The organism is Streptomyces sp. NPDC003379, from assembly GCF_053589195.1.
Genome location: NZ_JBSFRK010000075.1, coordinates 1 through 23,671, shown reverse-complemented (window position 1 = coordinate 23,671; position 23,671 = coordinate 1). Strand labels below are relative to the sequence as shown.

Sequence of the window (23,671 nt, the reverse complement as noted above, 5' to 3'; positions counted from 1 at the left end):
GACATCGGAGGCAACGGCCTGAGACTCAGAAGACACACCAACATGCTCACACCGCCGAAGCCCCTGCACCCACAGAACTAACGAAAAACTCAGTAGTCAGTGGACGCCCCGCCCGGCTGCAGTTCACCGACCCGCCCCTGGGCGCCCGGCACATCTTCATCGCCGGCGTCACCGGCTCCGGCAAGGGCGGCCTGGTCCAGATCGTCGCCCTGGCCGACCACGTCAACGGGCACGTGATCATCTACGGCGACCCCAAGGGCTCCTCGAACCCAGACGTCGTGGCCATGGCCGCCTACTCCGGCCTGGGCGAACAGGGCAGCATGGCCGCCCTGCGCGTCAGCTACGCCCTGATGAAGTGGCGCATCGCCGAAAGCGCACGTCTCGGCATGAAGAACTTTCAGGCAACCCCCGAACGCCCGTGGGTGCGCACGCTCCTGGACGAGGCCCACGTACCGCTCACCGAGCTCGGCGACGACGACAAACGCGAAGCCAGGATCATCCTGGAAGCCATGGCCGCCAAAGCCCGCTCCCTGGGCATGCCCCTCGGCATCGTCAACCAGGCCGTGAACGCCGACAAGCTCGGCGGCTCCACGCCGCTGCGCACCAACCTCATTCAGGGCGGCTCCCTGGTGCTGCTGCGCACCGACTCCGACCAGTCCAACCTCGCGTCGACCGGTTTCGAGAAAGTCGACCCCGGCACGATCCCCGCCACCTGGGATGTGGAAGAGCCGCTCGTCTTCACCGAGGACACCGTCCTGCAAGACCCCCGCAGCACCTTCGGCCTGGGCTACACCCTCGGTCCCGGCGGCGTCGCGGAGATGATGCGCACCTTCGTCCTCGAGTCCGCCGCCCCGCACGTGAACCCGGAGAAGGTGGCCTACCCCGCGGACTGGCCGGACTGGGAGTACCGGCATGAGATCGCCGAAACCCCGATCAACGACGACGGCGAGAGCGCCGCGCCCAAGGCGTTCGCGGGCGTCGACATTCCCAAGACTCCCAAGGCCAAGACGGCCGCAGAGAAGATCCTCGAAGCCATCCGCGAGCTCGGCGGCGCCTACGACTACGTCGACCGGAGCGACTTCGCACCCCTGCTCGACATCGAGGAATCCACCCCCGCCAACCAGTTGTCGACGCTGAAGAAGAAGGGCGAGGTCCACGTCCAGGTCGTGGACGGCAAGGAAATCCGCGGCCGCTACGCACTGGGTGCCGATGCGTCCGCGCTCGACCAGGACGACGACCAAGACGCCGCCTGACCTCCGGCCTGCCCATAACACACCGCGCCCCGCCGACGTCTCATCGGGGTGCGAGCAGCCGCCCGCGCGATGTGCGGTCCCCGCGGCCGGTGACGCTGCGGCGTAGAGGAGACTGATCCAGGGCCCCGGCGGCGCGGGCGACGTCCGGCCGATGCTGCCCGCCGCCGGGGCCTCTCGAGGGAGAAGCCACCCATCCCGACCCTCACTGAGAAGAAGCTGCGTCACATCCTCTTTCAGCAGGTCATGGCGTTGTGAGGTATGGCCATGATCCAGTCTGCCGTTCGGCTGGGCGTCGATGGACGGGCATCAGCTTGTGGTGCCCTGTCGGTCACGCGGGGCAGGTCACACAGCGCAGGACCGAATGAGGTTGTCTTCGGAAACTTCGCCGAAGTTGTCGAGCGACATCCAGCCGTGGGTCTCGGTGCCTGCCTGACGGGCGTAAATCCACGTGTTCCCGTAGGAGTTGACGACATAGCAGTGGAAGTACAGCTTGGTGCCGGAGCTGAGGCGTTTCACATTTCCGCAGGACGCGTAAGGGGCCTTTTTGAGGTTGTACGTCCCGTTCAACTTGCCCCAGCCGGTGGAGTTGTTCTTGTGGTGTGGGGGAGTGCAGTCGACTGCGGTGGAAGTCGGGCGGGCATCCGCTGTTGCCGTGGCGCTAGTCCCGGTCAGGAGTCCGGCCGCGAGGATACCTGCAGTGAGAACTGTGCTGATCTTGGTACGTGTGAGCATCATTCTCCTTCGTGGTCGCGGGACAGCCTTTGCCGCCCGCATGTTCGAGGTCTCCGTCTTGCGCATGTACCGCTCTTCGACTCACGGGCACGGCTTGTGCCCACGGCGGCACGCCACCGGATCCCGGGGGCGTGCCGTTCGGTTGGTTCGGCATCGAGTTCATCGGGCTGGGGGTTGTTGCACAGCCTCGTCCTGGGCGTGAAACAAAGAGGTCACGGGCTTGGGTTGGCGAGATTCGCGGCGGTGGGGCGTGTGTGCTCCGACCCAGGTGCACCGATCAACACGAAGGCCGTGATGGTGACTCTGTACCTGCGAAAAGAGGATGTGACACAGCTGAGGCCGAAGCGCCGGCCGAGACAGGTTTGGGCGAAGTGGGAGGATGGCTGATGATCAGAGCGCGCAATTCAGTTGCGTATGCAGCGGCCGGTGGGCCGTCCGTTGTCGTAGTACTCCGGCCAGCGCATTGCGTAGTTCGAGCTCGGCCCGAAGATGCCGTCGTCGGCGACCCCGGCCCTCCTCTGCGCCGCGCGCAGAGCCTTCTTGGTCGCAGGGCCGAAGGCCATGTCGACGCTGATCCTCGCCCCGTAGCAGCGGACCAGCCCGCGTTGCAGTGCTGACACGCCCAGCATCCGATGCCCCTGCTTGAGAATGCAGTGGTAGGTGTGCTCGAGGCCTGGCCTGATCATGTACCCGTCGTCCGTGCGTTGGTAGATCTCGTACTCGCAGAGGGGCAGACGTGCTGCGGCCGCTCCTGTCGGGGTTGCCTGTGCGGGTTTAGTGGTGGCTGCGGCCGAGGGACCGGCGGACGCCGCGGGCGCGGCGAGGAGTCCTGCCCCGAGAACCACAGCAGCGGCAGATAGAGGAATTCGGGTCTTCAGTTGCACGAGTTGTTTCCTCCAGCGATTGGAGCCACTGTCCGTCCGTGACCGCAGGAACATCGAGCAGTCGCCCTAGTGAAGGGTGACGCAGACAGCGGCGCATCCCCGTGGGCAGTCCATGAGGAAGCTCAGCCGAAATGGGCCTTTGGCGCCCTAAAACCGTAGCGACACGGGCTCAGCAGCACATACAGCGGAAGGTGGAACTTTCCTACCACCGTGGTTTACCTCACGGCAGACGCTGCCTCCCTGAGGTAAGCACGGGCCCACCCCCACCACCGTCCCGAGCCCGTGCTGCCCGTCGACCCCGTAGCGCCAGCGTCCGCTGTGACGGAGCAGTGATCTTCAGGGTGCTGGGCTGCTTTGGTCTGGTATCTCGTCTTTCGAGTGGGACTCGGTATGGCTGAAGCGGTTGCGTTGGGGCGTGATGGGTGCGGCCTGGGGGCGTGTTCGGTTTGTTTGTTCGGGTGTTTGGCCTGCGGTCCGGTAGTCGTGTGGGAATGATCTTGAGTTTCCTGTCGATGTAGTGGTGCGTCTATAGGCGGCTGCGCTCTCTCCGGGCTTCGGAGGTCGGTTGGCTGGTCAGTGGCGTGTGTGGGTGAGGAAGGCGCGGAGTGGGTCGTTCGCGCTGGGGGTCAGGCGGGCGAGGTTCAACTGGTGGGCGATGAGGCTGAGGGCGTCGTCGGTGGTGCGATGTGGCCGGTTCGGCAGGCTGGTGATTGCGCGGGCGAGGGCGACGGTTTCGGGATAGATCACCAGGTCGCGTGCGAGGAGCGCGGGGGAGGCACTGCCGGTGGTGGCCAGGTGAGGGTTGTCCGCGCAGAGCCCGGTGAGGCGGGTGTGCCAGCGGTGGGTGAGGTGTTGCTGGTGGTCGTACCAGCGGGTGGTGATGGTGCGCGCTGCGGTCCAGGCGGTGACTGCGCGTGGGTGTCGCCGGAGGTGTTGGTGGGCGTGGTGCGTGGCGGCGAGTTCGGGCGCGGCCCAGGTGCGGATGGTGGTCGTGAGTCGTGGGTCGGGGGCGGCTTGGTGGTGGCGTGGGCATACGACCCGGTGCGGCGGTGGGTGAACCCATGCGGTGTCGGTGGCGCCGTGGCTGCGGTGGCGGGTGCACAGCGTGCAGGTACGCACGGGCTGCTGTGCGGCCTCGCCCCGTTTCCAGCGTGCGGTCGCTTCGGTGTCGTGGGCGCCGTGGTTGGGGGCGAGCCGGGGCAGGGCACGCGTCAGGTGGGTGAGTGAGATGCGGGCCAAGGCGGCGAGGTGTCGGGCCGCGCCCAGAGAGAGGATGAGTTCGGCGGCAGGCGGGGTGCCGTGGCGGTGGAGGGTGATGTCGGCCCCGTCGAGGAGCTGGGGCAGCGTCAGCTGGTAGGCGTCGGCGAGGCGTTGGGCGTAGGAGGCGGTCGCTTCACCGGGCAGTGGCCGTACGCGGAGCACGCCCGGTGCGGCTGACGGGATCCGAAGCCATGCCTCCGCGGTGACGATGCGCCGTGCGGTGCCGGTCCCTGCTGTGGCACGGGTCGTGACGTCTGTCGGGCTCACGAGGTGCTGGTACTCCGGCTTCGCGGCCGCGTGTGGGGGCGGTAGTGCTCTTCGGCGAGGTGGTCGAGGCGGATCGCGTCGAGGGTGGTCTTGGTGATCCGTTCGGTGCCGTCGATGAGGGCGGTGATGGCGGCCTGGCGGATGAGGCGGGCGAGGCTGCCGATGCGGCCGGCGGTGCGCTCATGCAGGTAGGGGGCCAGTTGGGGGAGGGCCCCGGGCCGGTGGTGGCGCAGGTCGAGGGCGCCTTCCATGGCTTTCACGAGGTCGCGGAAGGGTTCGCTGTCACCGAGGCGGGCGGGGAAGGCGGCGCAGTCGATGAGGGAGGCGCGGCCGGCGAGCTGGGCTCCGCGCACTCCGGTGAACAGGGGTGTGGTGGTGACGTCGATTCCGGCGTAGACGAAGGTGGCGCCGATGCGTTCGGTGAGGTCTTTGATCAGATCGGCACTCTGGGCGCCGGTGGTGGTGCGGGGGTTGAGCCGGTGGATCTCGTCGATCATCACCAGCTGGACGCCTGCGGCGGTGTAGGTGTGGCAGACGGCGCCTGTGATCTGGGCCTGTGACATGCCGGCGGCGACGGGGATGCCGAGGTAGCGGGCGAACTCGGCGGCCAGGGTCTTGGCGCTGGCGGCAGGCGGGACCAGGACGTAGGCGACCGGCACCTGCCCGGCTGTTGCTGTGGGGCCGTGGCGGTGGGTGTGGGCGAGGTGGCAGGTACGCCCGACCTGGAGCAGCGCGGTGGTCTTCCCGGCGCCGGCGGGGCCGGTGACGATCAGAGACGGCCGTGCGGTGACCGTCTGGTGGCGGCCGAGGATCATCAAGGTGCGCACGTGCTTGGCAAGGGTGTCGATGGCCGGGGTGCGCACGGTGACGAACCGCGAGTAGTAGGCCAGGCGTTCCTCAAGGCTGAGAGGCGGCGCTCCCGGCGGGGGAGGCGCTGCCACGGGCGTGGTGGCGAAGGCTTGGAAGCCGTTCCAGGTGGTCACCGACTGCTGCTGCGCCTCAGTGGCGTCGGCGTTCGTCCTTGCCGTAGCAGCGGGAGGCCGGTCCGCCGCTGACGGGGAACTGCTGGCCGGCGCATCGCCCGTGCTGGGTGGGGTGTTCACCATTGCTCGGCCTCCGCTTCGGCGTCCCACAGCCCGTATCCGCCTGCCTCGGCCGGCAGCACGTCCTTGCCCCCCGGCTCATCAGGGCCCGACTCGGCGGCCGGCTCGGTGCCGATGAGGTCGTCCAGGCTCTCGCTCCAGTCCGGGGCTGGTGCGGTCTCTGCGTCGGGTGGGTGCCGCTGGCCTGGCAGGTCAGGCAGCAGCTGTGTCGCCGTGCTGCCGTCGCGGGGGGTTTCGCGGCGCCGGGTGTGGTGTTCTGTCCCGGCGGGGCCGCGGGTGCGGCGCAGGAGCTGGTCGAGGGAGTCGGCAAGGTCCGCTTCGTGCTGATCACGGTCACCGCGCTGTTCGACTTCGGTCTGGATGTGCTGCCAGAGGGCATCGTTGAAAGGCTGGTGGACGTGGTCGCGGTGGATCCAGGGGATCTCGTGGAGCTGTCCGTCGGTGAGGCGGATGAAGATCTGGCGGGCGTCGTGGGGGTTGTGGTGGACTTCCCACTTGCCGTCCCTGGCCGCGATACCGGAGCGCTGGCCGCGATGCGGGTTGAGGATGTCGTGGTTGTAGGTGCGGTAGTTCAGGCGAATTCCGCGGTCGGTGATGGGCTGCCAGCGCACCGGCAGCAGTTCGAGGTAGTCGGCCCCGGTCAAGGGCAGGGGCACGTAGCCGCTGAGGGTGATCAGCGCGGCCCACATCTGGTTCGGAGTGAGCGCGGTCTTGGGCAGGACGGGGTGGCGCAGGCCGTCGTGGGGCCGGTTCTGCCACCCTGCGGTGATCCATTCGTCGAGGAAGTCCTGCAGCTGCGGGATCGTCCACCGTGCCTCGGCGGCCACGTCCTTGCCGCGCCGCAGGGGGTTGGATCCGGTGTGGCCGGCGACGTGCTGGCAGAACAGGTCGTTGATCGCGCCGAAGGTCCGCTCCACCACGGCCTTGGCCTGCGGCCGCCTGGGAGGGGCTGGCTGCACGCTCACTCCAAGGGTCTCGCAGGCGGCGACGAAGCACTCGGAGAGGTAGATCTTGCCGCGGTCGACGACGATCGTCTCGGGCACGATCACCGGTCGGGCGGCCGCGGCTTCCAGGCGTTCGTCCAGCGACAGCATCCGCTGATAGGGCACTTCGGCCCGGGACAGGTGCAGTGCGACAGGCCAGGTGGGCCGGGCGGGGTGGGGGACGGTCATCTCGGCCAGGAGCAGGGCTGCGTCGACAGCTTTGGTGCTGTGCGGGCGCAGGACGGCGGCCAGGATGGAGCGGGTGGCGACATCGACGGCGATGGTCAGTTCCGGCCGTCCCAGGCTGCCGTCCTCCAGGACGGCCATGATGTCCAGGCGGGTGGTGTCGATCTGCACCTGTTCTCCGGGCCGCAGCACCAGCGGCGCCGACGGCACACGGGCGGGTGTGGTGGCGGTGCGGGCGGGGCGCCCGGGCAGTTCGGCCGGATCGGCGAGGGAGTTCACCAGCCGGTAGAACGAGGAAGGCGCAGGCAGTGCCACCATTCCCGGCCCGTGGAGGTCGTCCAGGATCTGCCCGGTCAGCACCCGCAGCCCCTTGATCGTTCCCTTTGACCGGCCGCGCTGACGACGCAGCGCTTCCAGCACGGCGGCCACGACTCGCTCGTCGGCCCGGCCGGTCGGGCTGGAGGAGCGGACGGTGCGTTTGTCGACCAGCCCCCACAGGCCCTGCCTGCGGTAGGCGAGCCGTATCCGCTCCACCGTTGTGCGGGTCACCCGGGGAAAGCCGAGCGCCGTCAGCTCCCTGGCTTTGGCCGCGTCCCGCTGTGCCAGCGTCCACCGCGCGGGGTCGTACTCCGGGCGCATCGTCTGGCCCGCGCGGCTGCCTGGCGCGTGCGGCAGGCCGGTCTCCACCTCCCGGATGTGCGGCAGCCATGCCAGGGCCCGCTGCTGAGCCGTCGGCGGCACGGTCTCGAACAGTCCCCACTGCGGTACTGCTTCCGGTACTGGCGCACCGACGACCTCAAAGCCGGGATCGGCGAACAACCGGCCCAGCAGCAGGGCCTTTTCGGTGCCGTTCTCCTGCAGCAAGTAGATCTGCTGGCCCTGCAGGGCGGCCACCTGCCAGGTTTTCTCCCGGTAGACGACGTGCGCGCCGACCTCCACCACCGGCCGCCACCGGTCCCGCTGTCCTCCCACTGAGCTCACTCCTCATCCCGTCGGTGTGTATCTGCCATCACGGCGCCGGTGTGCCCGCTGTTGCTCTGGTGCGCGCTGGCCATCGTGTGTTCGCCGAGTGGTTCATCGAGCCGTACGACCAATTGCCCTGCCCACAGGGCGTGGTAGACCGCCGGCAGGACCTGCAGTGGTTCGCCTGCTGACGCTGCTCCGTCGGCCAGCGGCCGAGGCGCCGTGAATGCCGTGGAAATCGCCGCCTGCACACCAGGTGGTCCCGCGTAGCGTGGGTGGCGGTAGCCGGCCAGCCACCGCAGATTCGCCGCCATCACTGCACCCGGCGGTTCCAGACGTCGGTAGGACCAGCCCACACGCACACACACCGCCTCCAGTACCACCCGTGCGCGTTGTGCTCCGTCGCCGCCCGCGCCGGACCTGGAGGGACAGTCAGCGAGCAGGCAGCTGCCGTCTGCGTACCGGACGAAGAGCTGCGGAACCCACCCGCGTACGCGCCCGTCGGCCGGATCCCGCCAGATGAGCCGCACAGGCCGGGCGGACAGCCCGGTCACCTCCGGATCCCGGTCCAACCTCATCAACTGGGCGCGCATCGCGGCGGAGCCGTGCACCACATGCCGCCCGGTGGTGGCTGACCACCACCATCCGGGCCCCCACCGACGTCCCGGCAGCACCGGGAACGCCGACACCGGCGCCAGGTCCTCAAAACGCACCGAACTGACCGCCTCGTCCCACGGCATCTGGGTGACCTGGCCGGACAACCCAGTGAAGGCCACCTCCACGGGCAGGCCGCGCTCCTGGCCGACGGCACTGCTCCAGGCGCTGCCTGCGCCCTCACGTCGTTTCACCTGCGCCACCCAAGTAGGGACCGGCTGCCAGGAGGACGCGAATCTGCCTGCTCTCACTCGAAGGGACGGTTCTCGGAGGAAATGCCGGACCGGTCCACGACGTCCATGCAGGCCAACTGAGCCTGCTGACGTACGCAGCGTGGGCGCGGTACTGGTGGTACTGCTGTTGCCAGGCGAGGCGCCAGAGCGTTAGGAGCGGTGCCGTTTTGTTTTGGGGTGAGGGATGTCAGTGCCAGCAGCGATGATGGAAGCTGTTGTGCCGTCAGGGTTGGGTAGGGGGATCCGTTGTATCTGAACCGTGTGAAGGTCTCCGGGCTGAGAGCGAGCGCTGAGGGAGAGATCGAGTGCCAGCTGCCGGGACGCTTCAGCGTTCTGATCGGGGCGAACGGCGCCGGTAAGACCACGATCACCGATTCCATGTACCTGGCGCACACCAGCCGCTTTCCCCTGCTGCCCAGGCAGAGCGCTGCCGTTCTCGGGGCGGGTGACGCACCGGGAGTTGAGGTGCAGTACAGCCTGGAGCACACCGCGGATGCCGAGGGTCCCCTGGGGCAGCAGATTCAGGGCTCTTTACACCGCTCCGCCGGCAGTGTCGCCCAGCAATGGTTCAGTGGGTTCCAGCGCAACCTGGGCACGGTCCGTGCTCAGGTCGACCGGCACCGAATACTGCAACCGGGTCTGGGGACAGACCCGTTCAAGTTCATCTACCTGCCAGCCTGGCGCCACCCCCTGGATGAGCTGGCTCGTCGGGAGACCCGGATCCTTATTGAGCTGCTGCGCGCTCAGCAGGAACGCCTCGACGGCAGCCGCAGCCTGGTGCCGCTGCGAGTGAAGGCGTCCCGGCTCCTGGAGAACCTCGCCAAGGACGGGCTCATTGAAGCCGTCGAGGAACGCATCAGCACCCACCTCGCCTCTCTCACTTCGGGTGTGCAGCGCCAGTGGTCCTACGTGCGGGGACAGGTGATAGACGACTCCTACCTCGCGCGTGTTTTGGAACTGATGCTGGCCGTCATCGAAGGCCGCACATCGGCCCGCCCGCTGGAGGTCTCGGGTCTGGGCTACGTCAACCTGCTCCACATGGCCGTCACGCTGGCCGCGATACCCGACTCCGCCGCTCGAGCCGCAGCTGCGGGGGGAGCGTCCGAGACCAGCGACGAGCCCGGGGAACTGACGCAAGCGGACGAGGAACAACTGGCTCAGGAGCGCCGCACGCAGGCCAGGGCGGAAGCTGAATCCGAGGCGGACTCCTTCTTTCCCAGCACGCCGTTCCACGCCACCGTGGTCATCGAGGAGCCCGAAGCCCACCTCCACCCCCAGCTGCAGCACGCCCTCGTGCGCTACCTCCGCAAGACCGTGCGCGAGCGCCCGGAACTGCAGATCGTGCTCTCCAGCCACGCCACCGACATCATCACCTCCTGCAACCCCGAACAACTGGTCGTGCTGCGACGCACAGCGGACGGCCAGCGCGTCTGCCGACCGATCGCCACGATCCCGATGACCGAGCGTGAAAAGACACTGCGCATGGCCCGCCTGCACATGGACGCCAGCCGCTCGGCCGCACTGTTCGCCGAACGGCTCGTCGTGGTCGAAGGCGTGACCGAAGCCGCCATCCTCCGCGACTTCGGCAGGGCCTGGGCCGGCTCTGACGAGGCGAAGCGGGCCTTCATCGAAGCACTCAGCATCATGTACGTCGGGACGAAGGTCGGGCCATGGACCTCACGGCTCCTGGCGACAAAGGACGCGGAAATATGCGCCCGGCTGGCCGTTCTGCGCGACAGCGACAAGCCCTTCGATGAACAGCCCACCCCGCCCACCTGGCTGGCCGACCACGATCCGGCCGTGGTCCAAGCCTTCATCAGCCACCCGACACTTGAGCCGTCCATTACCCAGGGTAACGAGCAGCTCATCGAAACCGCGCTGAGGGACATCGGCGCACCCATCGGGCCGATCACCCCGCAGACGGTGCACGACCTGTTCAAGAGCGCCCGCAAAGGCAAGAAGAGCGCCCCCGACGTGCCGGCGGGCCCGCACGCCAAGGACAAGGCGGCCTTCGCCGACGCACTGGCCTTCCTCCTGGCCGATGCAGTCGAACACGGCAAACCTGTTCAGGTCCCCGGTCATCTCAAGGACCTGTTCGACTTCCTCTTCCCGCACCCCGCTGACCCCCAGGACGGAGACGTCGCCAAGGAGGAAGCAGAGGAGGGAGACGTCCAGCCTGCTGGGCCGGCCACCGTCCCTGACCTGTCCCCGGCCGACCCTGACAGCTCTGCCACGCCGCTGGCGCCCGTTCCCGCCGGAGGTTGGCCCACCGCCCCGGCGCGGCCCGCTGACACCGACCCGTGGGCAGCCGCTACCTGGGGATCTGAACCGTGGGCAGCGGATCCATGGGGAGACACGGACCGTGACCCGAGCTGAGACCGCCGACGCTCTCACTCTTGAGCAGCTGACTGCGGCCGGAACACCCCGCCGCCGCCTCTACATCGAAGCGGCCCCGGGATCCGGCAAGACCACCGTGGCGGCTCAACGCTTCGGCATCCAGCGCTTCCACGGCAACGGCCACCGCGCCGTCATCGCGGTCAGTTTCACCCGCTCCGCGACCGCCGAACTCCGTGACCGTGTGCTCAGCCAATGGGGCCCGGACGCGCTCGCCTGGCCGCACCGCATCGTCACACTCGACACCATCGTGTGCGACCTGCTCACCCACCTTCTGTACACCGGCCACGTGCGGTGGCCCGCAGGTCACCGCCAACTCACCGTCATCGACCACTGGCGGGTACTGCTCTCCACTCAATGGACCGACAGAGAACCCACCGTGGCTCTGGAAACAGGCCAGGTCGTCACCCAGGTTGTGCGACGGGCTGGGAAAGCGAACAGACCCAGCACCGTGGACGTCGGCGAGGCCCTGGCCGAGGGATACTGCACACACCAGGATGCGCGCCAGCTCCTCGAATCGGCCCTGGGCGACGACGGCATGCGCGACGTCCTGCTAGCCCGCCTCACCCAGACCGCCCGGGCGCTGATCGTCGATGAGATCTTCGACGCCAATGCCCTTGACCTGTCCCTGGTCCGCCTTGCTGCCGAGGCAGGTCTGGAGGTCACCGTGGTCGGTGATCCGTGGCAGGCACTGTACGGCTTCCGCGGCGCCCGCCCGGAACAAGTGCCTGACCTGATCCAGGATGCTCGCTTCGTCCAGCGCGACCTGCGCACCTCCTTCCGGTGGAAGAGCGTCCAACAAGCCCTACTGGCTGACCAACTGCGTGCAGGACAGGGCGTGACTCTTCTTGAAGGACAGGCCGAGAACATGGACGTCCTCCTCGCTCTGCGGTGGAAATCCCTGTGGGAGGCCGGCCCGCATGTTCTGCCCCTTGCCTACGGCTCGACCACAGGTCACATCCACGAAGCGGCCTGCACTCTCCTCCTCAGCGAAGTCACCCAGCGGATGTTCGGGGAGAACGCCACCTTCCACAACGACGCCCTCACCACCCTCGGCATCGACCACGAGGCGGCGCAGCGCCTGCGCTCCCCCCTCCAGACCATCGCCGCTGACCTCGCCGACACGACGGGGATCGCCGAGATCTGGACCTCCCTCAACGCAGCAGTCGCCAACGAAACCAACCGCCCCCTGCCCAGACGACGTAATTACACTCACACCGCACGCCTGGAGAACCTGAGAGCCCGCCTCCACACCTCTGCCTTCCGAATCATCCCCGGCCTCACCGCCCATCAGGCCAAGGGCCGCGAGTGGGGCGCCGTCGGCGTATGTCTCACCGGCCCGGAGCACGAAACCCTGCGACAAGGCCTCAGTTCCGACAGCGAAGATCACCGCAAGCTGTACGTGGCCCTCACCCGGGCCAAGCGGATGACCACCGCGGTCTCCGGAGACGTACAGTGACGGCTTTTCTGCTGGACAGTGAACGACGGCCCTGCCGCAGCCGACAGACACGCTCTTCGTTGCCTTGGGCGAGTCACCAAACGATCCGGAAGGGTGTGAGCGGACTCTGATGTTGCAGAAGCCCTTCATCCTTGTCGGCTCTATCCGGGGTGAACGCCGATGGCTGTCAGGAGCCCTTGCTGGGGCGGGTCGAGACGATCCCACAGGACGGTCTGTTGGCCTGCCCAGCGTTGAAGCTCGGATGAGATGGATTGCCCGGCGACTCGGGCGGTGCGGTATTGGTGGTACCGCCGCTGCCAGCCGAAGGGCCAGGGCGGGTCCCACCATGGGTCCAGGCTGGCCAGGACCCGGGCTTGAGGCGACGTGCCGCTTGTTTTGCGGGCGCGTTGGCGGTGTCCGTCCAGCCAGCGTCCGATCGGGAAACCTTCGTGCTGCTCGCCGACGTGGGCGGCGAGGTGTCCGTGCCGGGCCGTGTACGAGCGGGCGTGGGCGACGTCGGTTTCGAAGCGCGGCGTGGTGGTCAGCCGGCGGGAGTTGCGCGGTCCGATCCGTGCCCGGGCTGCTTCGAGGGTGATGCCGATAGCGGCGAGTAGGTGCTGCTGGTCGGGGTGGAGGCTGTCGTAGAGGGTGCACTGGCGCTTGACCCAGATACCCAGGGCGTCCTTCCCGAGGGGAAGACCGCCCATCGTGTCGGCTCCGCGGCCAGCACGCATGCAGTCGCGGGCGCGGTAGTAGTTGCGCTGCCAGTGCAGGTCCCACGGCGGGTTCCACCACGGATCGATCGCGGCCAGTTGTCCGAGGTGCGGCGAGGCGGGCTCGCCTTTCCGGGCACGCTGTTTGGCGCGGTTGCGCTGGCTGAACAGCCACAGTCCGAGTGCGAATCCGCTCTGCCGTGTATCGCGTGGAACGGCCAGGTGCCCGTGGACGTCGGCCCAGGCCCGGGCGTGCGCCAGCGCGCTTTCGAACCGGGCGCGGTGGTCGGGGCGCTGTCCGACCCGCGGAGCTTTCAGCGGCCTGTGCTGTGCGGCTGCAGGAAGGCCTCCCATCGCTGGCGCGTCTTCCTGGTCGCCTGGTGGGCCACCCGGGACCTGCACGGGCGCAGCAGACGCACTGGCCGGGGCGGTCTGTGCCTCGGCGATGGCCGTCGCAGGCTTCAGGCCGAGCTGGTCGAGGAGATCGTGCTGGCCCGGCAGGAGCAGGTGGTAGCGGCGCTGCTGGATGCGCAGCCACTCCTGTGCTGGCTTGTCCATGCGCGGAAAGCCCGCTCTCAACTCCCCGCTCCCTACCTGCTGGAGTTGCTGGCATGCGTGCTCGTAGGAACGCTGCCAGCACAAGTGCCAGGGCGGCCGCCACCACGGGTCGATCCGTTTCAAAGCCTCGGCACGGCCTGGCGACAGCACTCCGCGCCCCATCTGGCCGCGCCTGTCGGAAAGCCACCTGCCCAGCGGGTAGTCCTCATGCACGGTGCTGACACCGACTCCCGCCAGGCTTCCGTGCTCCAGAGCCCAGGCCCGGGCATGGGCGAGCGCCTCCTGCTCCCCGGCGCGCAGACTGCGACGCCAGGGCGGGGCATCCCGCGCCGCCGCGGCATCGATACCCAGCCGTGCCAGGAGCCGTTGCTGCTCAGGATGCAGATCCGGATACCGGGTGCACTGCAGGTACAGCCACTCGCCCAGGCTGAGGCCGGTACCGGGAAATCCTCCCCGCGCATCCAACGGGCCCCATTCCGCGACGTGGCACCTGGCCTGGTGGTAGGTGCGCTGCCACAGGGTCGGCCACGGCGTGTCCCAGTACGGGTCCAGTGCGCGCAGTGCGGTGCTGCGCCAGGCAGGCATCCCCAGTCGGAGCATGCGCTGGTTGGACATCCACGCCCCCAGAGGAAAGCCGTCCTGGAGCGTGTCCGCCCGTGTGGCCAGATGCCCCCGCGCAGCCGCATAAGCCCGGGCCCGAGTCAGGCCCGCTTCGAAGGCCTCGTCCGCCTGGCGGCTGTGCCCGCGCCGCCGTTTGGGGAGCGGTGCCTCTGCGGCTTCACCGCCGGCCACCCCCTGCAGGTACTGGGCGAGTTCGACAGCCAAGGGACGAGGCCGGTGCGCGGGATGAACCTTCCACAGCAACCGCTGCCCGTCGCCATCCGGCCCTACCGCCGCCTTGCTGCACCGGTGCGCCCAGGCGAACAGCGGCCCGTCCATGCACGATGTCAGGCGATCAATGAGCCAAGGCCGCCGCAGACAGCGCGCCAGCCCACTGATCAGCACGGGCAGGTCACCTAGACAGAAAGGGAGATGGCCGCGCACCTGGGCTGCGACACAGTGCCTCATCGCCTGGTCCACCAACATCCCGGCAACGGCCACGGTCTCTGGATAGGTGACCAAACCACGGGCCAGGACCCGCCACCGCCCGGGCTCCTCGCCCTCGACAACCGTCGCACACAGCCGTGCCGGCCACAGAGTTTCTTCCGGCCACTTCTGCGCCCACCACCAGGCCGTGACCGCCTCAGCGACCTCGAACGCCGAACCAGCGGCGGGGGAGCGGCGCAGCAGCCTCCGGTGATCCTCCTGTGCCTGGACCACCTCCGGGCATCCGGCCAATCCGACGGCACGGCCCCCGCTGCCAGGCACGCTCATCAGCCAGCACCGGTGGCGTGGGCAGACTCGCTGGTGCGCCGCCAGGTACACCCGGGCTGGTGCAACGCGACCGGTCCGCGCAGCCACACAGCCCGGGCACGCCGCACCCCAGGCGGCAACCGTCTCCCCCCCGTTGTGGAGCCGCGCCGTCGGCCTCTCCCTCAAAGGGCCCAGCGGCTCCTCCCGCGTCCAGGCCGGCAACGCATGGCGCAAGCCCACCTGCCGCACCCGACACAGCGCCGCGACCCGGTCCCGGGCCGCGGCGTTCAAGAACACCTCACTGTCGCCCTGTAGAGCTCCGGCGACGTCCTGCTGGCCAGCCACTTCGGTAACCGCCGACAGCAGACTCCGCACCGTCAGGCCGTACCTGTCCGCGATCCGCCCCAGGAACGACAGCGTCATCTCACCCTGTAGGGGAGTCACCCGAAAGGCACCCGCGCCCAGCAACAGCTTCCCCTCCCCTCCCGTCGCTTGTGCCACCTATCGTGCTTCGGCTCAACAAGCAGGCCGGGCCCACGGTTGGTGCCAGGTCATAGTCGAGGTCGAGCATGTCGTTGAGGGCGACGTTGGAGAGTCCTGTGGCGCGGCTCCGCCGTCGTGCCGAGGCTGGTAGTTGCGCCGCCGTCAGCACGACCGCAACGCCTTCGCTTCCATTCCGTAGCGGTTCGCGATGGCAGATTAGCGACGAGGTCGTCTCCGCCCGCAGGGGAGCGGTCCGCAGCAGGCCAAGGTGATGGGTCACTGTGCCACGGTCTCGTGTTCGCCGTCCCGGGCGGGTGCTTTCGCATCGGATGCCCAGCGGATCAAGCAAAGCGGTTGGGATCGGCCCGGTCGTCGCCAACACCACGACGCTGTTGGCGACGGCTGGGGAAGGTGCTGCGCTGCCTGATCGCGGCGGTGTTGTCAGTGGCGGGTGGTAGATCTGGCCCAGGAGTGAACTTGTCCGCGTTTCCCGCGATTGGTCCGGGGCGCGTTGTGGATCGCCTGGGATTACAGGTTGTCGGCCCATGCGGGGACGGGGTAGGAGGGGACGTCGCCGAGCGCGAGGCGGAGCGGTCCGAGGAGGCGGTGGGCGAGGCCGGGGGAGAGGTCTTCGATGGCGAGGGCCGCGGCGGCGAAGCATACGGTTTTCTGTTCCTCTGAGAAGTCCCGTACACGTTTGCCGTGGGCGCGGGCCGTTCGGTCCAGTGCGGTTTCGGTGTGCTTGATCAGAGCGTTCTTCAGCGTGGCCCGGTCGGCGGTCCTGGCGAGGTCCTGTGCCTCGTACCAGACAGAGTCGTCGTGATCGGTCGGCCATGCCTTGTTGTAGGAGCGGCGCAAAGTGAGGACTTCGTCCCAGGACAGCTTGTCCAATCGGGTGAGCAGTGCTGCCGCTGTTCGCCCCTGGGGGCCCAGCGCCCACCAGGCCGGTACCCGGCACCGTATGTGCTGGTTCCAGGTCTGTCCGGCGCGCTCTTCGTCGTTGTTCGGGACGAGACTGACGATCCACAGCCCGAAGGGGATCTCGGTTGTGAACGGCAAGTAGTTGGCACCTGATGCATGCGGTGCTGCGCGGTGCCATGGCTGCTTGGGGCGCCGCAGCGGTACGCCGGGTGTCTCCTCGATGAGGATGCTGCGGCCGTCGCGCATACAGGCGGCGTAGTCGACGGGGTCGTCTTCAAAGCCGCGGCCTGAAGGGCGTGTCACCTTCCAGCCCCAGCCGGCCGGCAGACGGTTCGGGTCCACTTTTGCGGCTGTCCAGTCTTCCCAACCAAGGCCGGGCACGACCACTCCTTCCGTGACGATACGGGAGCTTCATCTTGAAGCACCTCGCAGCGGGCGGGCCCGGGAGAACGAGGGAAAGGGTTCGCGACTGGCCGTGCCCGCCCGGCGGCAGCTACGCACGCATGACGGCGGCCGCCTCGAGCTGGGCCTCGACGCTCAGACACAGACCTCGATCCCTGAAGCTGCCCTGGACGCCGACACATGCTGGCGCCGCGGCGGGCCGCTTGTTCGTCTAGGCGGATGCCGGTGACTGGCCGGTGCCAGCCGGGTCCGCGGGCGGTAGTGCTCCTGGGGGTGGTTCGGGTGGTGGCTGAGGAACGGTAGCGGGGGATGTGGTCTGCCGGTAGGCGATGATCGCTTGGATTCTTTTTTCGGGGTCGGGTATTTCATCGAGGGCGGCTGCGAATTTCTCGTCGACAATGGTTCCTTTCCGTTGACGGTTGTGGTCGAGAATCAGACTGGTGAGGGGGACGGTCAGGAAGGCAGCGATAACGATCGCTCCCACGGCCCACCAGGGAGCGCCGCCCAGGGCGCTGGCAAGAGCTGCGGGCACTCCGGCCAGGAGGCCGACGGCGGGCGTGAGGGAGGACGAGTTCATCGCGTGGATGCCCTTCCAGCACGTGACGGACGGGCCGCCTCATGCCTGAACGAGCCGTGCAGGGACGGCTGGGACGGGGAGAGGCGGCACGAAAGTGCCGTGGTGTGAGGGCATGCCGAGGGCCGGCGCCGCCGCAGGGCGGGCCGGTGGTGTTTTACGGCATGCCTGTCAGCCCCTCGGATGGCGGGTGTGCCGACCTTGAGGGGTGTTTCAAAGAGTTCGTTCGGCGGTTTTGGCGGGGGAGGTTTTCTTCGGCTTTTTGGGCAGGGTGGGCTGCAGCTACGAGCTAACAAAAAGAATGCTGATAAAGCCCTTAAGCCGGTTCATTGAACCTTTTCCGCGCCGCCTTTCTCCTGCTCGTAGGACTCGTGCTCCCTGTTGCGAGCACGCCAGACCTGCGCACCAGTATCGGTCATCGCGGCGCCATCCGCAGCCTGTTCGACCCCATCCGTGCCAAAGCTCTTATCGGTTGCCGCTGGTCATGTGCCAAGTGACGGTGCTCAGTCACACCTAGCAGGTGCCGACTCCTGATCGGGAGCCAGGTCAGTAGCCAATGTCGAGGTAGTCGATGTCGTTGAGGGTGACGTCGGAGAGCCCTGTGGCGCGGCCTCCGCCGTCTTGGAAGTAGATCTCTTTGAATCCTTCGGCGATGATGCCGCGCATCTGCTGGTCGCTGGCTCCGGCCTCGCGGGCGTCGAAGAGGCGTTGGGCGTAGGCCGGGGGGAGGTGCACGGTCAGGCGGCGGAATCTTCCGTCGTCGGTCGTGCCAACGGGCGCGGTGTACCCGAAACGGGCCCTGGTCTCCACGGTGACCCCGGTCGCGGTGGCTGCCTGCTTTCGCCGGCGCCTGCGGACCTGGGGCTGCCAGCGTGAGCGCACGGCGTCGTTGATCTTCGCGGCGACGTCGGCGCGGGCGTGCTTGCGGGCGCCGCGCCGGTAGCGGTTGACGGAGTCGGCGGTGACCCCGAGTTCCTGCGCGACGGCCTTTGCACTGCCCATCTGCTTGAGCAGGTAGCCGATCTGGCCCTTCAACGTCTTCGGCGGCGGGCGGGTGAACGCTTCCCGGTCGGCCCGCTCGATCGCGTCGTCGATCTCGCCCACCGGTTACTCCCCTTCGTCCAGGACGGCGTCGCCGCCCTTGATGTGGCGGGCCGGGTTGAGGCCCTTCTCCATCAGGTCGACCGCCCACAGCATCGACTGGACGCCCTCCAGCTTCGCCAGGCCGGGCGTGGGCCCAAGACGGAACCCGCCGGGCTGCGGCTTGCCGCTGGCGGCGTAGGGGAGGAAGTCCAGCGGGCTGTCGCCGGGGCTCGGGTAGACGACGCAGTCGGACAGCACCGCTAGCGGGAACAGGCCCGTCATCTTGACCATGTTGCGCAGCTTGCGGTGCATGTTGACGCGAGCCTTGCTGATGACGGCGGCCCGGATGTCGGGGCGCCAGGTCGGCCGCTGGAGGGCAGGCCACGTCTCGCCCTCCTTGTAGGACTTGCCCTGAGGGCGCTCTCGGAGCTTGCCCACGCCGCCCTTCACCGTGGCCTTGATGGCCGAGAGCACGGCGGCCAGGGCCGGGTCGGCCTGCTTGTGCCGTTCCATCGCATCGAGGAACCGCCGGTCGTCCAGGTCCCGGGTGACACCGAGGTCGGCGAGGGTGTCGACGTACGCGGTCTTGAGGCGGTCGTGCCACGGGTCCAGGTACGCGCCGGTCTCGCGGCGCAGGTACGCCTCGAGCGGGTGCACGTCGTAGCCCAGCTCCTGGGCGTAGGCGACGGTGTGCGTCTGGTACCAGGCCGGGCCGTCCGGGCGGGAGCCGTCCGGGGTGAACGGCGAGGGCAGGCGCGGGTCCAGCTCGATATGGGACAGGTCGACCAGCCAGGAGCCGGGGATCTTCGGGTTGAACGTCGGGGCGTGGAAGTGGTCGGGGGCGGAGAGGCCGACGACCAGGCGCGCCGCGGCGGCGAGGAAGGCCGTGTTGAGGTCCAGGCCGACCGTGAAGGGCAGCGTGCACTCCTCATCCGTCAGCAGGTCCACCGAGCGCACCCACTGGTAGGCCTCCTCGTTGAGGAACCCGCCGCTCCAGCCGGAGTTCACGACGACGGGGTGTTCCGGGGTGGCCTCCGGCGGCGCCGGGTCCATCGGCTCCGTCCCCAGCGACCCCTGGTTGTAGCCAGAGACCCAATTCCCGGTCGCCGGATCCTGCACGGCCTTCGTCGGCGGGCGCAGCGCCGTCATCAACTCCAGCCCGGACACCGCGGTGGAACCGCGCGGGGTGATGACCCGCTGGGCATACACACCGAGGACACGGGCGACATCGGCCGGTTCCATCTCCGCGACGCCCGGCCAGGACCGCTCATCGAGCGCGTCCCACGACAGGATCGCCAGCTGCACGCACTGCCGCTCGCGGCCCTGCGCCTTGCGGTAGATCCGCGCCCACGGTCCGAACCCGCGCTGCGTGAGCTGCCACTTCGCCTTCGCCACCTGCTTGACGACCGGGTGGTCCTCGGGCAAGCGCAGCGAGCGGCGCTGCTCATGGCCCTCCAAGCGCTCCGGCAGCTCCAGCTTCACGGCGGCCGCCGCGGTGAGCACGATCAGCGGATCGGAGTCCTTGCCGTATCGGTTGAGCTTGGCGGCACCGAGGCCGGACTCCTTGAGGGTCCACTCCACCAGCTCCACCACCGTGGTGGCCGGGCAGTCGAGGACGATGCCGTCGACGCCGTACGCGGACCCGTCACCGTCCAGGACCGCGAGCGGGCCGTGCGGGAAGCGCGGATCGGCTGCGGGCTGAGCTGCTTTCTTCGCGGCAGGACGGCGCGATGCCGCGGCCGGCAGGGTGGCGGGACGTGCTGGCCCTGCGGCTACAACGGCGGAAGCCTGCGGGGCGTCTGCCGTCTCCACGTCGGACGCAGCCGGGCCACTGGACGCCGCCGGTGCCGTCGCGGCAGCCGAGGCTGCACTGTGTGCGGGGTACTTCGCGGCCCACCCGTTCAGCAGCCGCTGGTAGGCATCCAGACGCGGCGACTTCGGCTCGCTCCGGCCGTTCTCCCAGTTCTTCACCGACTGGGTCGTCGTCTTCAACGCGGTGGCGAGGCGGGCCTGCGTGATGCCTGCGGCCTCACGCAGCCGGGCACGCTCTGCCGGAGGCGGGAGATGCGGCTCTTCCTCCAGCAGAGCGTCGACGGACGCGAACAGCTCTTCCTCAGACGCCATTCCCTGCCCCTTCACGTCAGGATCCGATGTTGCTTAACCAAAAACTTACCCCACTACTTAACCTTCTCGTGCCCATTCCAATCCCAGTGCGGCGAGTGCGGCAAGTTTGTCGGCGGTGAGCTTCGCGCGGCGTCCCTTCTGGTTCATGATCCACACCCCAAGTCGGACTTCTGCCCCATCCTCCAGCCGCTCTACGTGCCCCCGTGGGACGGTCACAGAGCCTTCGCGGGCCTTGTACTGCGCCAGGGCTGCCACGCCCTTCTCGAAGGCGCTCACGGGCGCCGTGGACGGCTTTGCGGACACCTCCGGCTCCAACTCCGGGGCCGGAAGCGTGATGCCGAGCTGCTCCAGGCGTCCGCGTTGCCCGTCTGTCAGGGCTTGCCAGACTGCCGGTTTGCGCTGTACGGCCAGCCACTTCCCGATGTCCATGCCGTGGACCGTGAAGCCGGGCAGAACCTCCACCGCGCCGGCTTGGCCTTCTTCGTCGGCTACTAGCTCGCGCAGCGCGGCGTAGTGCCTCTGCCACTCCGCCGGCCACTCCGGGTTCCAGTCCTCGTCCACGGCTTCCAGCGCCGTCTTCCATTCGGGGTGACCCTCCAGCGCGCCGGGTCGCCGCAAATTCGCGAGCCACATCCCCAACGGCTTATCCAGCATGGTGGCGGAGCGGGGCGCGCAGAGTGTCCGGTGCTGCGCGTAGTACGCCTTCGCGGCTTCCAGGTTCTCCTGGAAGCGCTCATCCGCCGGCGACCACACCATGCCGAGCTGCTCCAGGCGCCGGGCCCGCTGACCGGACATCTGCCCGGCCCCGTACGCCCGTCGCTGTTCCGCGACCCATTGCCCAAGCGGTGTCGGACCCTCCTTGTGCCCGTAGGGAACTCGGGCGTGCCGCTCCCGTTCGGTGAACTTTTTGAGCGCCGCCCAGCCGCGGGCCCAGTCCTGACGCTCGGTGTCGATGACGTTGAAGGAGACCCAGTCCGCGACCATCACCGGATCCCTGGGGGCGGCAAAACGCAACAACAGGCGAGACTCGTCCTCGCCCTCTTCTGGGGCGACACCGATGTTCACGGACGGCTGCGCCACGTCCTTTTGAGGCTCCTGGGGGATGGCGAGCAGTTCGATTGCTTCTTCATCGTGAGCGCGTAGACCTTCCAACACTTTCACCAGGGGCCGGTAGGAACCGGAGGTGAACATGTCTTCCGGCTTTTCCTCGGACTGGAGAAAAACCGGCACGATCAGGGAGGCGAGCTTGCCCTGTCCGGGCTTCTGCCGCAGTGCCCGGCCAATGGCCTGGACGATGTCGTGCGGCGCTCCCTTGGGATCCAACAGGGCAACCGAATCCACGCTTCGAATATCGACACCCTCGCCCAAAACGCGACAGTTCGAGAGCACGGCCCGCTGCGCCGTAGACCGGAACGAACCCAGAACTTCCCGCCGACGCTCCGGGACATGTTCCCCGCACAGCCAGTCCGCCCAGATGCGAGCGGGGTACGTATCGGGCTGGTCGGCGTGCAGCTTTGCCGCCACCCGCTCCAGTCCTTCCGCGTACGCCTGTGCCTCGATCGTCCGGTGGTGGAAGGTGATACACGTCGACAGGTCATGCTGCGCCATCGCGTGCAGGAGCGCGGCCTGGAGCGCCCCGAGCCGCTGCCCGCGGACCTCCTCGGTGTGCCGCTCCTCGCCCATCAGCCGCTCGGGCGTGACAACGGGGTCCTGGAGCTCCAGGACGATGATCTGGTACCGCGCCAGCAACCCGCGCGACACCGCCGATGCGAGCGAGAGCTTGTACAGGACAGGCCCGAAAACCTTCTCATCGTCCATGGAAGCCGCCATCTCCCGCGGCAGCGGGTCACGCACTCCCTCAGCAACCTCGCGGTTGAGCCGCTCCTCCCAGATCCGCGGCGTCGCCGTCAGGTACAGCCGCCGGTATGCAGGGATGACCGCCTGGTCGTGGACGTCGGCCCACGCCTTACCCATCGAGCCACTTGTCCTGTGCGCCTCATCAACCACCGCGAGGTCTACTGGATCAAGCTTCTGACCGTAGGCACCCTCGAACGCCTCCGCGAGCACACCCAGGGAGGCGTACGTCGCGTAGATGGTCACCGCCCCCTGACCGTGCCACAACGCCAACTGCACCGGATTCGTGGTCGAACGCACCTTCAGGCTCCACAGCTCCGGGTCGTCCTGGAGCGAACACACCGCAACCGCCGGCCCCTTGTGCCCAGCCTCATGCCACGCCTTCACCGTCTGCGCCAGGAGGTCCAGCGTCGGCACCAGCACGAGAATGCGACCCTTGGGCACGATCCGCTTCGCTGAAGCCGCCGCAATAATCGTCTTTCCCGTGCCACACGCGGCGTTCACCTGCCCGCGAAGACCTTTCCAGGGGATACCGCCCGGCGGGATATCGAAGCCGCGCACGATAGCGGCAACGGCTTCGATCTGGTGGTCACGCAGTTTCACGGCCATGCCCCGTGTTCTCCTTTTCGCGGAATGCAGCGCTTAGCCAGAAAGGGAATCCCGGCGCGAGGTGCGCGACGTTGGGGGTGTGAGGTCTGATCCCAAATTCTACACAGCAACGACCAGTGATGCATCGCCCGCGCGCAAACGTAGCCCTCCAGGATGACACATGACTCGTTCTCACCCACGAACGGCCGGTTGACCTGTATGCTGGCAGGATTGGTAAACATGTCAGGGCAGCTTCGAGGGTGGGGGAGGGGTTCGGGTGGAGCGCAGCGGAGCCCGTCACTGCGGTGGAGCCGACACCCCGTCAGGCCGACGACCCGTCACATCCGTTGCGGGGGCAGTGCCTGGCATCCCCAGACTCTACACAGGTCAGCAGGTGATGCACCTCCGCTGTAGCCAGCCATAGAGGACCCGCTTGCGGGGCCTCCCCAATTCGCGCTTGCGCGAATTGCATTCCGTGCAGGAATTCCGTTTACGGAATTCCATTCCCCCGCTTGCGGGGGAATTCTAATTGCGCTTGCGCAATTCGCTCTCTATGCAGCGCGCCAGCGCTGCATATCCCGCTCCGCGGCCCCCTCCCACGGACGGGGGTGAAAGCCTGCCTCTGTAAAAAGTCTGGCCCAACGGGTCCCGCTTGTCGCCCGCGCCCC

General features: G+C 68.1%; 13 protein-coding genes and 1 pseudogene. 3 read left to right on the top strand and 11 right to left on the bottom strand.

The window, feature by feature from the left end:
- Positions 1-1,253: pseudogene (locus ACWDVB_RS37865) on the top strand (hypothetical protein); the annotation flags it as partial.
- Positions 1,254-1,595: 342 nt separating this feature from the next.
- Here the strand turns inward: ACWDVB_RS37865 and ACWDVB_RS37860 are convergent.
- The 6 genes from ACWDVB_RS37860 to ACWDVB_RS37835 all read right to left on the bottom strand — a co-directional run bounded on the left by ACWDVB_RS37860 (position 1,596) and on the right by ACWDVB_RS37835 (position 8,479).
- Positions 1,596-2,051, bottom strand: coding sequence for a hypothetical protein (locus ACWDVB_RS37860; protein ID WP_451520002.1), 456 nt, complete (start codon positions 2,049-2,051; stop codon positions 1,596-1,598).
- Positions 2,052-2,389: 338 nt separating this feature from the next.
- Positions 2,390-2,869, bottom strand: a complete 480-nt coding sequence (locus tag ACWDVB_RS37855) for a peptidoglycan-binding domain-containing protein (RefSeq protein ID WP_451520003.1) — start codon at positions 2,867-2,869, stop codon at positions 2,390-2,392.
- Positions 2,870-3,442: 573 nt separating this feature from the next.
- Positions 3,443-4,396 carry a TniQ family protein gene (locus tag ACWDVB_RS37850; RefSeq protein ID WP_451518861.1) on the bottom strand — a complete coding sequence of 318 codons (954 nt, stop codon included), beginning with the start codon at positions 4,394-4,396 and terminating at the stop codon, positions 3,443-3,445.
- A complete protein-coding gene (locus tag ACWDVB_RS37845; RefSeq protein ID WP_451518860.1) occupies positions 4,393-5,379 on the bottom strand; it encodes a TniB family NTP-binding protein in 987 nt (328 codons plus the stop codon). Before ACWDVB_RS37845 ends, ACWDVB_RS37850 begins: the two co-directional genes overlap by 4 nt.
- 116 nt (positions 5,380-5,495) lie before the next feature.
- A complete protein-coding gene (locus ACWDVB_RS37840) occupies positions 5,496-7,640 on the bottom strand; it encodes a transposase (protein WP_451518859.1) in 2,145 nt (714 codons plus the stop codon).
- Between the two features lie 5 nt (positions 7,641-7,645).
- A complete protein-coding gene (locus ACWDVB_RS37835; protein WP_451518858.1) occupies positions 7,646-8,479 on the bottom strand; it encodes a TnsA-like heteromeric transposase endonuclease subunit in 834 nt (277 codons plus the stop codon).
- A gap of 285 nt (positions 8,480-8,764) precedes the next feature.
- Between ACWDVB_RS37835 and ACWDVB_RS37830 the strand changes: the two genes are divergently transcribed.
- Complete coding sequence (locus ACWDVB_RS37830; protein WP_451518857.1) at positions 8,765-10,894, top strand: ATP-dependent nuclease; 2,130 nt, start codon at positions 8,765-8,767, stop codon at positions 10,892-10,894.
- Positions 10,881-12,371: a UvrD-helicase domain-containing protein gene (locus ACWDVB_RS37825; protein WP_451518856.1), complete on the top strand. Its 1,491-nt coding sequence runs from the start codon at positions 10,881-10,883 to the stop codon at positions 12,369-12,371. Before ACWDVB_RS37830 ends, ACWDVB_RS37825 begins: the two co-directional genes overlap by 14 nt.
- 140 nt (positions 12,372-12,511) lie before the next feature.
- On the opposite strand, the gene ACWDVB_RS37820 is transcribed toward ACWDVB_RS37825, so the two are convergent.
- The 5 genes from ACWDVB_RS37820 to ACWDVB_RS37800 all read right to left on the bottom strand — a co-directional run bounded on the left by ACWDVB_RS37820 (position 12,512) and on the right by ACWDVB_RS37800 (position 23,024).
- Entirely contained in the window at positions 12,512-15,418 is a 2,907-nt protein-coding gene (locus ACWDVB_RS37820; RefSeq protein ID WP_451518888.1) for a Helicase associated domain protein, read from the bottom strand.
- A gap of 567 nt (positions 15,419-15,985) precedes the next feature.
- Entirely contained in the window at positions 15,986-16,720 is a 735-nt protein-coding gene (locus ACWDVB_RS37815) for a hypothetical protein (protein WP_451518855.1), read from the bottom strand.
- A 1,180-nt stretch (positions 16,721-17,900) separates the two neighbouring features.
- Positions 17,901-18,458 carry a telomere-protecting terminal protein Tpg gene (tpg, locus tag ACWDVB_RS37810; protein WP_451518854.1) on the bottom strand — a complete coding sequence of 186 codons (558 nt, stop codon included), beginning with the start codon at positions 18,456-18,458 and terminating at the stop codon, positions 17,901-17,903.
- A gap of 3 nt (positions 18,459-18,461) precedes the next feature.
- Entirely contained in the window at positions 18,462-20,561 is a 2,100-nt protein-coding gene (gene tap, locus ACWDVB_RS37805; RefSeq protein WP_451518853.1) for a telomere-associated protein Tap, read from the bottom strand.
- A 57-nt stretch (positions 20,562-20,618) separates the two neighbouring features.
- Positions 20,619-23,024 carry a Helicase associated domain protein gene (locus tag ACWDVB_RS37800; RefSeq protein WP_451518852.1) on the bottom strand — a complete coding sequence of 802 codons (2,406 nt, stop codon included), beginning with the start codon at positions 23,022-23,024 and terminating at the stop codon, positions 20,619-20,621.
- Positions 23,025-23,671 lie beyond the last annotated feature (647 nt).

Excerpts from the sequence above, each read along its gene's own strand:
- ACWDVB_RS37860 (WP_451520002.1), bottom strand. The coding sequence starts at position 2,051 with ATGCGCAAGACGGAGACCTCGAACATGCGGGCGGCAAAGGCTGTCCCG.
- tap (WP_451518853.1), bottom strand. The coding sequence starts at position 20,561 with ATGGCGTCTGAGGAAGAGCTGTTCGCGTCCGTCGACGCTCTGCTGGAG.
- ACWDVB_RS37800 (WP_451518852.1), bottom strand. The coding sequence starts at position 23,024 with ATGGCCGTGAAACTGCGTGACCACCAGATCGAAGCCGTTGCCGCTATC.